This window comes from Paenibacillus sp. 23TSA30-6, from assembly GCF_014858585.1.
Lineage (GTDB): Bacteria > Bacillota > Bacilli > Paenibacillales > Paenibacillaceae > Paenibacillus.
Map to the genome: position 1 here is coordinate 1 of NZ_SLTL01000055.1, position 15038 is coordinate 15038.

The 15038-nt window shown below is 45.5% G+C and carries 10 protein-coding genes and 1 pseudogene; 1 reads left to right on the forward strand and 10 read right to left on the reverse strand.

Annotated features, from left to right (window positions below; all coding sequences use genetic code 11):
* Positions 1-272 precede the first annotated feature (272 nt).
* Complete coding sequence (locus tag E0698_RS25440; protein ID WP_192513335.1) at positions 273-1487, reverse strand: MFS transporter; 1215 nt, start codon at positions 1485-1487, stop codon at positions 273-275.
* Between the two features lie 64 nt (positions 1488-1551).
* Positions 1552-2151 (reverse strand): TetR/AcrR family transcriptional regulator, encoded by a 600-nt coding sequence (locus E0698_RS25445; protein ID WP_134914065.1) that lies wholly within the window; start codon positions 2149-2151, stop codon positions 1552-1554.
* Between the two features lie 603 nt (positions 2152-2754).
* Here E0698_RS25445 and E0698_RS25450 point away from each other — a divergent pair.
* Entirely contained in the window at positions 2755-3081 is a 327-nt protein-coding gene (locus E0698_RS25450; RefSeq protein ID WP_192513336.1) for an IS3 family transposase, read from the forward strand.
* 146 nt (positions 3082-3227) lie between these two features.
* On the opposite strand, the gene E0698_RS25455 is transcribed toward E0698_RS25450, so the two are convergent.
* From E0698_RS25455 to E0698_RS25490, 8 genes and pseudogenes are all read right to left on the reverse strand, one after another.
* Positions 3228-4334 (reverse strand): Gfo/Idh/MocA family protein, encoded by a 1107-nt coding sequence (locus tag E0698_RS25455; RefSeq protein WP_192513337.1) that lies wholly within the window; start codon positions 4332-4334, stop codon positions 3228-3230.
* 327 nt (positions 4335-4661) lie between these two features.
* Entirely contained in the window at positions 4662-5390 is a 729-nt protein-coding gene (locus E0698_RS25460; protein WP_192513338.1) for a ThuA domain-containing protein, read from the reverse strand.
* Positions 5391-5426: 36 nt separating this feature from the next.
* Positions 5427-6599 carry a Gfo/Idh/MocA family protein gene (locus E0698_RS25465; RefSeq protein WP_192513339.1) on the reverse strand — a complete coding sequence of 391 codons (1173 nt, stop codon included), beginning with the start codon at positions 6597-6599 and terminating at the stop codon, positions 5427-5429.
* A 52-nt stretch (positions 6600-6651) separates the two neighbouring features.
* The gene (locus E0698_RS25470; protein WP_134914056.1) at positions 6652-7701 is read right to left on the reverse strand and encodes a LacI family DNA-binding transcriptional regulator; all 1050 of its coding nucleotides are present in this window, start codon (positions 7699-7701) and stop codon (positions 6652-6654) included.
* 727 nt (positions 7702-8428) lie between these two features.
* The gene (locus tag E0698_RS25475; RefSeq protein ID WP_134914054.1) at positions 8429-9493 is read right to left on the reverse strand and encodes a Gfo/Idh/MocA family protein; all 1065 of its coding nucleotides are present in this window, start codon (positions 9491-9493) and stop codon (positions 8429-8431) included.
* 120 nt (positions 9494-9613) lie between these two features.
* Entirely contained in the window at positions 9614-10522 is a 909-nt protein-coding gene (locus E0698_RS25480; protein ID WP_192513340.1) for an AraC family transcriptional regulator, read from the reverse strand.
* A gap of 702 nt (positions 10523-11224) precedes the next feature.
* Positions 11225-14156 (reverse strand): annotated as a pseudogene (locus E0698_RS25485) (Tn3 family transposase).
* 289 nt (positions 14157-14445) lie between these two features.
* On the reverse strand, positions 14446-14586 hold the full coding sequence (locus E0698_RS25490; protein ID WP_192513341.1) for a hypothetical protein: 141 nt from the start codon (positions 14584-14586) through the stop codon (positions 14446-14448).
* Between the last annotated feature and the right edge of the window lie 452 nt (positions 14587-15038).

A 15038-nucleotide genomic window follows, 5' to 3' on the forward strand; every position in this document is an offset into this window, starting at 1 on the left:
TTTAAGAATCTACTGAAACAAGCTTGACTATGAACCTATTTCTATACGGCGTTACCCATCCAATAGAGCGAAGAGCCAAAAAGATCTGCCCGCTTTTAAGGTCAGATCTCTTTGCTTTTTGAATAGTAGTTTGTTCCAAAGCCGAAGCCGTTTGTTCATTGCCCGGCCGCCTTGGCCGGTTGGCACGGGCTTGCCAGGGATTTCAGCCTTTTTTGCCGGTTCCGACCTTCTTCGATTTGCTCAATGTCTTTACTTCGCTTTTCCTTCCATGATTACATTTCCGCCTTGAGCTGGCCCACCGGCCTCGTTCCCCGAAGGGACAGAAGGAAGCAGAGGCCAAGCACGACTGCGGCAGAAACGTATGGATAATTGATGTTCATGTCAAACAGCGCCCCGGCTACGATCGGGCCTGCGATATTTCCAAGGCTGGTATATGCTGAGTTCAGGCCTGCCACGAAGCCCTGCTGGTCCTGGGCCAGCTTCGACATATTCGTGCTGACGGCTGGGCGCAAAATATCCATGCTTAGAAATACGATGAAAGTCACGACGAAAATGAGCCAATACGTGTGGACGAACAACGTCAACAAGATGAACAACGCAACGAAGAACAGGCATACCGAGATAACCTTCTTCTCACCAAAGCGGTTCAACAGCCAGCCGATCAAGGAAACCTGCACAACCGCGCCCGCAATGGAGCCAAACGTAATGATAAATGCAATATCCCGGGTTGTAAAACCAAATTTGTGATCGACGAACAACGAGAACACTGTTTCATAATTAGCAAGTCCGAAGGCCATGACAAAAACGATGATCAGGCTGAAGAAATACGGCTCACGGTAGGAGCGGAGCAATTGGGTAACCAGCCCCGGGCTTTTCGCCCTCGCCGCGCCCGCTGCAGCGATAACGTCCTGCTGTCCGGTTAGGCGAGTAGACTCCGGCAATATGATTAGCGTGATGATGGCTGCAAGCAATCCGGCAATACCTGCCGCATAGAATGGTACGCGGATGCCGTATTCGGCGATATATCCGCCGATTCCCGGTCCGATAATGAATCCGGTCGTAATGGCGGCATTAATAAGTCCCATGCCCTTGCCGCGCTCCTCTTCGGACGTAATGTCGGCCGTATACGCCATCACCGCCGGGAAGATCATCGCCGCGCCGATACCCCCAAGCATTCGAGCCGCAAACAGCAGGACAGGTGCATTTACGGCGCCGAACATAAATTCAGATACGGCGAAAAATAGCATACCGATGACAATTATCTTTTTTCGTCCCCACGCATCGGACCATCGGCCCGCGAGCGGTGAGAACAGGAACTGGGTGAACGAGAACGCCGCCACCAGCAGGCCTACCGTCGTGCCCGTAATGTGCAACAAATCCATGTAGGCCGGCATAATAGGTACTACCAAGCCGATGCCCGTAAATACTAGAAAAATATTAAACATCAACAGCAGCAATGCGCCCCTGTTACGTATTAGCAATGCCATGATTACTTCCTCCATGTTTCTTCAAAATACGTCTTTTACCGGCAACCATCCCTCAGGCTTGAGCTTACTTTACCCCTCGAGAGATGCCGTGCAGGAACACGTCAGCCGCCTGGCGATAGAGCGTAAGCGCCTCCTCCGGCTCCAGCTCGCGTGACAGCTGGCTCAGACCGATAATAGTGCTTTCCAGTATAATGGCGAGCCGAGCCGCGTGATCCGCCTTGAATTCCCCGTTTTCGATTCCTTGCTGTACCAGTTGCCGGTTAAATTGGATGTGATGCTTCAGAATCTGGTCGATCCGTTCCTCAATATCGTTTTCCTTCTTCTCCCCTGTAAAAAACTCATCCGCCGCTTTCGTTAGCGGGTGATTCATATCGTCCAACACAAGCTGTTCCATTAGCCCGTATATTTTTTCGGTGCAGGTTTGGTACAAATGCTCATTGGATGCCCAGCTCTCTTCCCATTCCCGATTCCATTCATCAATCAGATAGAGGAAGAGCCCCTCTTTGCTTTTGAAATGATAATAGATGTTGCCCTTGCTGCTGCCCGTTGCCGCCACGATGTCCTCGATCGAGGTTGCCTTGTATCCCTTCTGGGCAAACAGCGCTTTGGAAGCCTCGGCAAGCCTGCGTTTGGTTTGCTCGGTTTGAAGCTGCTTTTTGTTCATTCCATCCACTTCTCTTTCATGAATACTGAACGTTCATTCTGTATTTTATCATTAGATGCCTAAGAAGTAAACTAAAAAGTAGAAAAGCTATTCCTTCCTTTTCTCTCCACATGCATCCATACATCAAGCATCTAATTAAATTTATAGACCAAATACTCTTTTGAAACGGACAGGTATCTTCAATATACCTGGTTCTGGTTATCCGTCTATCTAAAATTGAACTTCCCTATAAAAATTTAAGCCAATTGCGAACTATCCCTTTTTTTTGGACAAGAATAAAATTCAATAATTGTTTATTTGAAAAATTCATTTGTTTCAACACGATTGGGAATTTGGAGCAAAACTCAACTTCAGGAGTGGGTGAAGAAGTACAAGGCTGGCGAGGCCTACGACACACGTAAAGGACTCAGCAGCTCCTCAAAGGGCGTCCACGTACAAGATTCGCCAGTGTGGAGGAAGAACGGGATTACTTGAAGGCACAGGTGGATTATCTAAAAAAGCGGTATCCCAATCTGGTCCAGGAGGTCGCCCCCCGTCCGCAGGACAACTATCAAATAATCAAGGAGATACGCGGCCAGCACAGCGTAACACGTCTATTAGTCATTGCTGGAATCCCTAGAGCCAGTTGAACAGTGGACACGAAAAAGAGACGTATCTGGAGCTGTGCTCCATTTGGATCAAGGCTTCCAGTATACGTCTCAAGCGTACAACACACGACTTGAAGAATTCAGCGTCAAGGGCAGTCACTCTCGCAAAGCTACCTGTCTGGATAACGCCTGCATTGAATCTTTCTTTTCGCATCTCAAAACTGAGAAGTCGTACCTCCACCAGTGTAAGTCAGAAGCAGAAATTGAACAAGCGGTGGAGGAGTATATCTATTTTTACAACTACCAACGATTTCAAGCCAAACTCAGCCAACGCGCCGGTTGAATACCGGCACGCGTTATGGGTAACGTTGGAATCGCTCTGGGCGGCGGGAAAGCCTTCTCTGCCCTGCTTGGTTTATCCTGTGTATAATCGGGTTTGCTGTTATCAGTATCAACCATACTAGCTGCGGATGCAGCATCAGGCTGACATTAAGCATCCAACGTATACAAGGGTAGGTTTTCCGGCAAAGCCGCCGGGCGCATGCACGTGCTCTGCATCGGATAGAACGTCTGCTCATCGGAGGAATCATGGAACGCCCACATCGCCTCCAGCACATGGTAGGCCAGTTCACCGCTGGCGCGGTGAGGCCGTCCGCTGCGGACAGCGTAGGCCATATCGGCAACACCGATGCCCCGAGTGTTCTCCTGGTAGCCCGGCAGCAGCGGGACCTCTGTCCACTTCTGCTCACCCAGCAGCCTGTAGCGAACCGGCCCTCCGAACGTGTTCGGGTCAGGCACCTGCAGCGTGCCATGAGTACCATATACCTCGATCGGTGGCAGAGTGCTTCCACCAAAGATGTCAAAGCTGGTAATCAACGTGCCGACAGCCCCCTGCTCGAAGCGCAGCAATCCGGCTACATGGGTCGGAATGTCAACCGGGATGGTCTGGCCTCTCTTTTTCTCGCTCGTAATCGTTCGCTGGTCCATCGCCTTGCTTGTCATGCCGGAGATGGTGGCAATCGGACCCAGCAATTGCACCAGAGCCGTCAAATAATAGGGCCCCATATCAAACATTGGGCCGCCGCCGATCGCATAATAAAATTCAGGATCGGGATGCCAATGTTCATGTCCACGGCTCATCATGAAGGCCGTAGCTGCTACCGGACTGCCAATGACCCCGTCCTCAATCAGCTTCAATGACGTCTGTATGCCGGAGCCGAAGAAGGTCTCCGGTGCGCAGCCGACAAGCAGTCCCTTTTGATGAGCAAGCTCCAAGACAGCCTGGCCCTGCTCACGGGTGACCGCAAGTGGCTTCTCCACATAAACATGCTTGCCTGCCTCAAGGGCTCTGAGACATATGTCGGCGTGAACGGCGGGAATGGTCAAATTAATGATAAGTTCGATCTCTGGGTCAGCCAGAATCTCATCTATCGAATATACGTTCGGAACGTTGTATGCTACAGCCTGCTCCTCTGCCCGGCCTTGGTCCAGATCCGCTACTGCGGACAGCTCCAGAATGTCGAAGCGATGGCAATTTTCCATATAAATTCCGCTGATTTTACCACATCCGATAATGCCTATTTTCATTTTGTTCATGCCTGGACTCCCTTCACCTTCAAGAATAAATGGATTATGGCATTTCCTTCTGCATTCGATACCATTCTGTCGCCTAAATGGGGCTTGTGAACAAGCACGACTTCATTGAATTTCATTCAGATTGCTCAATTCAAGAAATTAACAAATCACCAATATATCAATCTAAAGAGAACCTGCAATTCGATGTCAATCAGGACATCGTTGCACGAGTAAATACGACTTAACGAGCTTATGCGTCCGTCTTGTCGTTGCCTTTCTGCACTCAGTCTCTTTCCAACCACGAGGTTACAGGTCGTCAAAATCTTTGCCAGAGGGATCCTGTCCACGCTACCGCTGCTGGCTATCTGCCATGCCCGTATAAGCCTCTCCAAGGGAGCTACACCGGGCGGCCGCCGCCTGTTTGCCTCCCGCAGCCCACAGGAATCCGCTGCGCATCATCTCGGTCACTTGAGGCATATCTATGATATCCGCGTGATGTCCCAGCGAATTGTAGAAGACGCGGCCGTTCCCCCAGCGCTTCGTCCATACAATGGGCATATCCACCGGCCCATTGGCCGAATGCGGTCCCGGTATGACCGGGAAGCGTGTGGTTGCCAGCACTTCAACCGCCGGGTCAACGTGGAGGTAGTACTGCTCGCTTTTGATCTGAAAATCCTCAATATGCTCCAGCAGCGGGCTGGAGCCGCGCTTCATGTTCACCATATACTCCACCCCGTCATTGCCGGGATGTGCAACCCATTGCCCGCCTGTCATGAACTGCCAGTCCACATTGTTCCGGAAGGCATCACACATGCCGCCATGGCAGCCTGTCAGACCAACGCCACTTTGAACCGCTGCTGAGACATGATTGACCAGTTCCTGCTCAATCTGTCCCATGGTCCACATTGGAACGATCAGGTCCAGGTCAAGCAGTTTCTCCGCATCCTGGTAGGCTTCAAGGGTATTAGACACCTCCACCTCGAACCGCTCTTCCTTCAGAATGCGTTCAAAAATGGTTGCCACCTGCTCCGGCTCATGTCCGTCCCATCCGCCCCATACAATCAGTGCCTTGCTCATCTGTAATCCACTCACCTTTCGGAATGTGATGTTATATTACATTTCTTCAATGGATACCCAGCGGCGTTCCTCTATGGATCGTTCCACCGCTTCAAGCACGGCCTGACAAGCGACCCCATCGTGGAAGTTCGGCACAGGCTGCCGTCCCCCGGAGATGGCACTCACCAGCTCAAGCATCTCGTGTGTGAAGGTATGCTCGAATCCGATCGTATGTCCCGCAGGCCACCAGGCCTCAGAGTACTTGTGTGCCGGATCGGTGGCGAGCACGCGGCGGAAGCCCTGAACGTCCTCCTCATCTTGCGTGAAATATACTTCCAGTTCGTTCATCCGTTCAAAGTCAAACCGCACACTGCCCAGACTACCGTTGATCTCGAATGAATTGGTGCTCCGGTGTCCGGCCGCAAACCGTGTGGCCTCGAAGCTGCCCAGCGCACCTCCGGCGAATCGTGCCAGAAACAGCGTGGCATCATCGACCGTCACTTCTCCCATCGGCGCATTCGTCCTGGCGCTGCCCTTGGCGCTCAATCCGGTCATCTCCGAAGCCAGCGGGCGCTGCTTGATGAACGTCTCGCTCATACCGACCACTTCATGGAACTCGCCGACCAAGAACCGGGCGAGATCAATCAGATGGGCGCCAAGATCACCATGAGAGCCAGAACCGGCCACTTCCTTTTGCAGACGCCACACCAGCGGGAAGGACGGGTCCATGATCCAGTCCTGAAGGAAAAAGGCACGGAAATGATAGATTTTGCCCAGGCGACCGCTCTCGACTAGCTGCTTCGTCAGCTGGACAGCCGGAGAAAAGCGGTAGTTGAAGCCGATCATATGTCTGACACCTGCTTCCTCTGCTGCCTGCAGCATGTCACGGGAATCCGCCAGCGAGAGTGCAAGCGGTTTCTCACAGAACAGATGCTTCCCATGGAGGGCAGCCTCAACGACAATTTCCTTATGGGCATTACTCGGGGCGTTGATGTCAATGAGATCAATATCGTTACGTTTCACCAGATCACGCCAATCGGTAACACTCTCGGTCCAGCCGAACTGGCGGGCAGCTGCCTGAACTGCCTGTTCGTTGCGTCCACAGATGACGGACATCTCCGGCTGCAGCGGGGCATCTGGGAAGAACATGGGTAGACTACGGTAAGCGTTGCTGTGAGCCTTGCCCATAAATTTGTAGCCAACCATTCCGATACGAAGACGATTAGACATGTCGTTATCCTCCTTATGGGTCTGAGTTCCAACAGATTGTTGACGAATGCGGTTATTGACGAATGGAAGACCCCCTGATAATCAGCTCCGTGGACAGAAGCTGTCTTATCGAGGCGCAACCGGTCAGTTCCAGGGCTGGAATGAGGTCCAGAGAATCCGGTATAAGCTTCGAGGCCGCAAGCTCCCCCATCTCATAAAAAGGAACGCGGACACTGCTTAGCGGCGGAACGGCCATCTCGGCCGCATCCGAATCGTCATAGCCCACAAACGCCGGGAACTGGTCAACTCCCAATCCGCGCTCGCGCAGACCCTGCATCACCCCGATGGCCATCCGGTCGTTCGCTGCAAATACCGCATCAATATCATTCAGCCTGCCTGCGATTGTAGCCGACGCTTCGAGCCCGCTTCGACGACTGTAATTACCCTGCAGAAGCAGCTCGTGATCATATTCAATACGGGCCTCCTGAAGCGCGGTGTGGTACCCCTTCAATCGTTCAGTACTGTTGGAATAGATATCCGGGCCGTTGAGAAAGGCAATCCGCTTGTACCCCTGCTCAATGAGGTGACTTACAGCCGCCCGGCTTCCCTCCACATGGTCTGCATCCACTTCACAGAACGACTGTCCTTCAAAATGATGATTCATGACGCAGAACGGACGCCCTTCTTCCTGAAGTCTCTTCAGAGCTTCCAACTCATCGTGGTCATCCCTGGCTCCCAGGATGATACAGCTATCGACCTTTTGCTGCCGGAAAAGACCGCTGTAATCCATCCCTTCCCCCGGCTTTCGGAACAATAGTAGCAGATCGAGCCCGCTGTCCCTGGCCTTACTTCCAATGCCGCTCAGCATCTCGGAGAAAAAATAGGCTGAGAACAGGTGCGCCTTCGGTACATAAGGCATAACCACACCAAGATGGCCGCTCTTGCTTCGGGCAAAGTTGCGGGCCAGCGCACTGGGAACATATCCAAGCTGATTGGCGGCGTCGAGGACCCTTCTCCGCGTATCTTCTTTGATGGGACCAGCCGCGTTCAGTACCCGAGACACCGTCGCTTCAGACACGCCGGCGAGTTCTGCTACTTCCTTGCGCGAAACGATATTGCCCACCTCCGATCATTTTATGTACGCGCGTACATTTTCTCATGCAGCCATACCTCTGTCAATCCCAAACAGCGTGCCCCATAGACAGACAAGCTTTTTCCTCTCTTGAGAGGACATGTGTTATGTCATCTCTCGTTATTCGTTAATCATTCTAGAAGCTGTCGCCTAACGGATGAACACTTAATGGATTCAGTTACTCTATTGGCTGTAATCTTGTTTGATAACGATTGTTGAATGCTTAAAAGAGTTGGACCTAGACGACTTCAGCAGATTTTTGAACTATCGTTTTCCGTTAGCGAACGTTACTTTATAGAATTTTCCCTGTTTGTTCTATGGTTTAAGCCATGAAACATCATATCCCATCTTACTAATAATCTCGAGTCCGTCTTGGAAATTTATAATGTTTTCTCCAGTCCATCCATTTTCTAATCCGTATAAGATGAAATCTTAAATAGTTTTTGGATGATGAAAAATATAACACTAAGATCTTGTTCAAGACGTGAAATTATGTAGCATGTTTAATCCCTGCCGACTATATGTGGGGCAGATAGAAAAATTAAGAAAATAATCCCCTTTGCCCTCGATTTGAGGAAAAAGGGGGTTGAGTCTAATCATTATTTCATTTGATTCCAGAACCTATGAGAAACTTTAAGATTCAATGTTTTTCAAAGGTTCTCAAAATATAAGATCCTATTAAAAGTCTGTCTTAGGCGAGTCGAAAAATAGAGCTGATTTAAATAGTTCTTCGAATCACGCTTTTAGTTGCAGCCGCCTCAAAAATCGTCTCAATCAGCACCAGGACACGATGCACTTCTTCACTCTTGATCGCAAGCTCCGCTTTTCCTTCGATGGTGGAGACAAAATTTTCGTAAAAGCTTTCCGCTGCAACAGGTATTTTTTCAATCGGGAACTTAAGGGTGGATTCCTCAGACGGCGGCGCCATCGTTTTTGTCAATCCTTGACCTGCTTGAATTGGTTTTGGTTCCACATGAGCAACATCCGGATTCCGGGTAACGATCTCTCCGCTCAAGTCCCAATCCCTGATCACTGCGGTTCCTTCGGTTCCTTTAATATACCAACGCGGCAGTTTTACGTAATTGGTTGTGCCCACTTCAATAACTGCTGTCAGGCCGTCCTTGAACTCAATAAAGCTGGTAAAGCCGTCATCCACTTCAGTTCCCAAAATATAGCTGAGGGTAGCAGTTACGCTTTCGATTTGGCTGTCCGTAATCTGAAGCAGCTGATCCAACAGATGGACTCCCCAATCCAGCAGCATTCCTCCACCGTACGCCTTCAGTTGCCGCCAGTCACCTGGAATGCCGTTAGCCCCCTGAACCCGCGATTCTAGCTGGAAAAGCTCGCCCACGGTCTTCTTGCCAATCATATCTTTGATAATCCGAAAGTCTTCATCCCATCGTCGGTTCTGATGTACCGTAAACAAGCGGTTTTCTTTCTTCGCTACCTCGACAATATCCAAGAAATCCGCGCTCGTTATCGTAACCGGCTTTTCGCAAATGACATGTTTTCCAGCTTGCAGTGCCTGAATCGCGATTTCTTTATGAACATCATTAGGCGTTGCTATCAAAACAATATCGACGGCCTGATCGGCGAGAACGGCATCCAGACTGGCGTAGGTTTTATAGCCAGCAGCCGCAGCGAGTTCCATCCGGTAATCAACAATATCATATACACCACCAACAGCAAGCTGCTGAATAGGTTCGATCAATTGAACATGGTAGCTTCCCATGCCTCCATAACCGATAATGACTACATTATATATCCGATTATCCATTTTCATTTTCCTTTCACTCCTGATTTAAGCGCACCACATAAAAAGCGGTTGCTCACGGATCAAAATCGATTGCAGATGGGTTACTGCACGATAAAATTTTAGTTGGATAGCTCTATCATACATTTCTCATGAAAAACTTTCTTCCTCATTTCTTGCCGTTTTATTCCCGAATATTGCCCTGCGGTATTTCAATGGTGATGTTCCTGTCGCTTCCTTAAAGAAATGATGAAACGTCTTCACGCTCCTGAAACCTGCAGCCTCTGCGACCTCAGTAATTGGATTGTCTTCATTCAGCAAAATCCATTTGGCCTTATTCAGTCTATATTCATGCAAAAAGGCTACAAAGGTCATCCCCGTATTCTTCTTAAATAGTCTGGCGAAATAATAGGGACTGAAACCCATATATTCAGCTACATTCTTCAGCGAAATGGTTTCATGATAATGGCATTCCACATATTCAAAAATACGTTCCAGTTTACAAAGCATGTCCTTGGATTGTATTAAGGTACTTTCAGAGATTTCGCGAAGTCTAGGCTTCGTACTTCTCGGCACTTCCCGCAAAATAAGAGTCAACATCTCAAACAGTTTGGCTTTGATCATATAGGCACAACCTTCTTTGCAGTTGGCGTTCTCATCATAAATGCTTTGAATCAGCGGGAGCATTTTAGCTGCTGTTTCTTCTGGCCAGTTCCAGCTTGATTGCTCCATCTCTGTAAATATATCTCTTAGAGGACGCTTCTGATCGCTTAATGTGGATATCTCTTGAAAAAAGCTCAAATCAAATTGAATAACCACCCGTTTGCTGTCGGGAGAAGCCAAGAAATAATGAACATCACCACCATTTATAAATTGAACTTCACCTTGTTTCATGCGTATCGAATTATCGTTAATCCCCAGATCCAAGGTTCCCTGAGTAACATAGATAATTTCAATTTCTTTATGCCAATGGGGATAGCAAAGTACGTCGCCTTTATTAATAAAACTCCGGAAAGGAAAATGTCTATCAAGCTCCGGGATCTCTAAATACAAATTCATTTTGGTAGACTCCTTTTGTTGTAAATTTCAAAAAAACGCACACATAACTATTCATAATCATGTTGCCTTTTCGTACAGATGGAATATCGCAACGTTTACCTTATTAAGGTACTACTTTAGCAAATGAAAAAACAAAGATAGCATCGCTCCCGAAATCGTTTGATAAGTGTGCGTAACGATATATTGACAGTTTCAGTTTATTGCATCATGGGCCGCTTTTTGCTATGAAACACGGATCATGCGAATAGCATACGGATTTAAATGTGCGCTTTCTCAACTTTTGAATAAAATATCTTCTTCTCTTTGAATTGTAAGCGTTTAATAATATTTTTCCTATCATAAAAGTTACAGTTGCTATCAAGAAAAAACAATTGTTACCTAGTTCGGGTAGAAAAGAGGAGGCGGCATTGGGGAAGCAGCAGTATATTTTCTTAACTTTAGCCGATCTGGAGGCTGTGATGTGTATCCACAGCTGGGTGCGTATCACAGTTGACATGGAACATAACGAATATCCGTAAGACCATAACCTATTTAATTATGTTGAATACGTGTAAGATTGTTGATTTTTTTAACATTTTTTATATAAATCTATATATACATTTCCATAAAAATGGTATAACCTAGTAAAGGGGTACCGTCAGGAAAATGCGGATTTACAACGCTAAGCCTATTTTCCTGACGATTCTCCCATTTTTAACAACGTTAAGAAAGTTTCAGTGGTCTTAAAGAATCTAATGAGATCACTTTCTCCGAATTAAAATGGTATTCTCCTAGCAAATTAATATGTTCCCAGCCTAAAGGTGACATATGGTGCAATAAGTCTTCATTAAAACTACCTGTCCGCTTTTGATATTCAACTGCTTTTGTTAGATGTAGAGTATTCCAGATACTGATGGCATTTATAATTATATTTAAAGCACTAGCTCTTTGAAGCAGATGCTGTATGGTTCGTTCCCTAAGCTCTCCTTGTTTTCCGAAGAAAATAGCTCTTGCCAGTCCATTCATGGCTTCTCCTTTATTCAATCCTCTTTGTATTTTTCTTCTTAGAGATTCATCCGAAATGTAATTAAGAATAAAAATCGTTTTTTCTATTCTCCCCATTTCGCGTAAGGCTGTAGCTAAGCTGTTTTGTCTAGAGTAAGAACCTAATTTCCCCATAATAAGGGACGCGGAGATTGTTCCTTCTCTTATTGAATGGGCTAATCGCAAAATATCCTCATAATTTTCTTCAATGACTTTTGTATTTATTTGTCCACGTAAAATAGCTTCAAGTTTTGGATACTCACTCGCTTTATCTATTGTAAATAATTTTGAGTCCGATAGATCCCTTATCCTTGGAGCAAATTTAAATCCTAATAAATGGGTCAATCCGAAAATTTGGTCTGTATAACCAGCTGTGTCTGTATAATGTTCTTCTATGTTTAGATCCGTCTCATGGTGTAATAAACCATCCAATACATGAATTGCATCCCTTGAATTAGTATGAATAATCTTGGTGTAGTAAGAAGAGAATTGATCACTCGTAAATCGATAGATAGTGGCTCCTTTTCCGGTTCCGTAATGTGGGTTTGCATCTGCATGTAGAGATGAAACCCCTAACTGCATTCTCATTCCATCTGACGAAGATGTTGTGCCGTCTCCCCAATAGGAAGACAATTGTAATTTGTGATGAAAATTTACTAATACAGCTTGGGCTTTATTCATTGCGTCTTCATACATGCGCCATTGAGACACATTGGCTAGTTGCTTATATGTAAGTCCGGGTGTTGCTTCAGCCATCTTACTCAATCCAATATTCATTCCCATTCCTAAAAGGGCAGCCATGATAATGGTCGTTTCTTCTTTATCTGGCTTTCGATTATTGGAAGCATGAGTGAATTGCTCATGAAATCCTGTTAAATAAGCAATATCCATGAGTAAATCGGTTAATTTTATTCTTGGGAGCATCTGATAAAGACTTGCACTAAATTTTTTTGCTTCTTCTGGAACATCTTTTTCTAAGCGTGAAATTGATAACTTTCCTTTTTCAAGAGAAACTCCATCTAACTTGTTGAAATTTGCAGATAACCACTTTAATCTTTCATTAAGGCTGCTGTTTCTCTCTGTCATATAGTCTCCGAATGATAAACTAACTGATAACCTCGTATTTCCCTTCGTTTGATTCCATGTATCCTCTGAAAACAAATATTCCTCAAAATCTCTATATTGTCTACTGCCCACAATGGATACATCACCAGCCCGAACATGTTCCCTTAGTTCTGTTAAGACGGCCATTTCATAATAATGACGATTGATTGTACCGTCATCCTCATATAAGTGTTTTTTCCAACGCTTTGAGATAAAGTCCACGGGTGAGTCATCAGGTACTTTTCGCTTTCCAGATTCGTTCATTCCTCGGATGATCTCTACAGCTTGTATAAGTGATTCATTTGCCTTTGTAGAATGAAATTCCAATACCCTTAATAGCGTTGGCGTATATTTTCTAAGTGAATAAAATCGTTTTTGCAGTAAGTCTAAATAATCATAGTCGGCAGGACGTGCAAGCTCCTGAGCTTCTTCCACCGAAGAGACAAAAGAATTCCATTCAATAACGGATTCTAAAACCTCAAATACGTCTAATTTTTCCTCTTTTGCTTTGATTAAAGCTTGTCCGATGTTCGTAAAGTGTATAACCTTTTCATTCAGCTTTTTACCGTTTTGTTTCTGAATTTCTTCTTGAGCCTTACGGCCTTTTGATAACAGACTGAGTATTTGTCTGTCATGAATTTCAAAAGCTTTATCCGTTAACTCCTGAGTAAGATGTAATAAATAGACGGTTAATATCGAATATCGTTTATTTTCTTGAAAGTCACGAAATGCATAAGGCTCATATCTTGAACCTAAGCGAGATAGCTGTAACAGACGATTGCGATGCAAATGACTAATTTGTACCGTTTCTAATTCCATACCTCGTATGTATTCGAGTCGTTCTATTACTTTTAGAAATGTTTCGGGTGAAGGATGACCCGGTGGTTCTTTTAACCAACCTAATATTGTTTTATTGGATTCTGATGGATGCTGAGAGGTAATGATCTCTTCAAGCTTTTCTTTTTGCTCACTTGTTAGAGATTGATTAACCGTATTAAACAGTTTCTTTTCAGCCATTGCCCTCGCTTCCCACACCATTCTCTCTATTGTAGTGATGGCAGGCAGTATGATTTTGTTTTTTCTTAGAAAGTCGATACATTCATGTAGTAGATGAATGGCATCCCCAATTTCCAAAGCTAATTGATGAAGATGTTTAAATATCATTCGATATTCTTTTAGAGTAAAAGTTACAAAGTCGTATTCACTTCGAATTTCTTTCAAATGATCCCAAAGTGTATTTTCTCTTTGAGGATAAAGACTAAGCGAAGATGGACTGGAACCGATTTGTTTCGATATATAATGTATGAATGAATCCGGGATACCGAAGAACGACTAATTGAACGGCGAACCCTAAACGGTTTTCTTCTCTCCTTCGTTTATTTATAATTTCTAAATCTCGTTTGGAAAAAGTGTAGTTGGTTCCTAGCACCCACTCATCTTCAGGAATTTGCATAAGGGCCTGCCGCTGTTCTGGTGTAAGCAATTCTCTACCTCTCGCAATTTTCATACAGTATCATCTCATTTCTGCAATTATTCAGTTAATTAGTTCAATTATGTATCAATAGAGTGTACTCTATTGATACATGTGTAGTAGACTGATAAAATCGTAGTTGTCAATTTGTAATTTATATTGCACCATTTTTAAAACTTATTTTGCGTAAGAATACATAAATAGACAAGAGCTTGTATCACTTAGATACAAGCTCTTTTTGTACTAAAGCCCCCCTTTATTGAATTAACCCTGTGTGATCTTATGTGACGTTAGTATGAGATGTTTTAGATTCAATAGTATAAATTCATTTAGTATGAGAAGTTTGTTTCCAAGCGTGTATAATTTTAGCTTCTTTTTCTTGGTTAAGTCCTGTTGATAGGTTTGTAATCTCAATGTCTGTTCTAGAATCCAGCCAATTTCTAACATCTTCAAGTGTGTTTTTCAACGGTGAAAATGTTAGTCCCTCGCTTAATGCCTTTCCATTATCTACAGATGCGGCTCCATTTATATGGAGTTTTCAAACAAGCAGAGGGAACCTTATTCACAAATACTTTCACAGCCTGCATCAAAGGAGGGCATTGCGCCATTTAAAATAGACGCACCTACCTTGGGCGAATCGCAGGAAGAACTTATTGCAAACTGCAAAGAGATGATAAGCGGTGTTTTTTTGTTGGAGTGCCTCATTCAGCAAAACAAAGGGGAAACAGTCATAAGCGACATTTATTCTGTCAACGATTACAACCTATCTCTGCGCCGAGTAGTGGACTATATTGACAGCACTGCAAGGACATCTGTACCGTGAGCAGTGGTATTTTAAAACGGCTCTTCGCTCTATTGGATGGGTAACGCCGTATAGAAATAGGTTCATAGTCAAGCTTGTTTCAGTAGATTCTTAAA

What these genes read in the sequence shown, in the direction of transcription:
- E0698_RS25440 (WP_192513335.1), bottom strand. Translation starts at nt 1,487, where the DNA reads ATGGCATTGCTAATACGTAACAGGGGCGCATTGCTGCTGTTGATGTTT.
- E0698_RS25445 (WP_134914065.1), bottom strand. Translation starts at nt 2,151, where the DNA reads ATGAACAAAAAGCAGCTTCAAACCGAGCAAACCAAACGCAGGCTTGCC.
- E0698_RS25455 (WP_192513337.1), bottom strand. Translation starts at nt 4,334, where the DNA reads ATGAACAAAATGAAAATAGGCATTATCGGATGTGGTAAAATCAGCGGA.
- E0698_RS25460 (WP_192513338.1), bottom strand. Translation starts at nt 5,390, where the DNA reads ATGAGCAAGGCACTGATTGTATGGGGCGGATGGGACGGACATGAGCCG.
- E0698_RS25465 (WP_192513339.1), bottom strand. Translation starts at nt 6,599, where the DNA reads ATGTCTAATCGTCTTCGTATCGGAATGGTTGGCTACAAATTTATGGGC.
- E0698_RS25475 (WP_134914054.1), bottom strand. Translation starts at nt 9,493, where the DNA reads ATGAAAATGGATAATCGGATATATAATGTAGTCATTATCGGTTATGGA.
- E0698_RS25480 (WP_192513340.1), bottom strand. Translation starts at nt 10,522, where the DNA reads ATGAATTTGTATTTAGAGATCCCGGAGCTTGATAGACATTTTCCTTTC.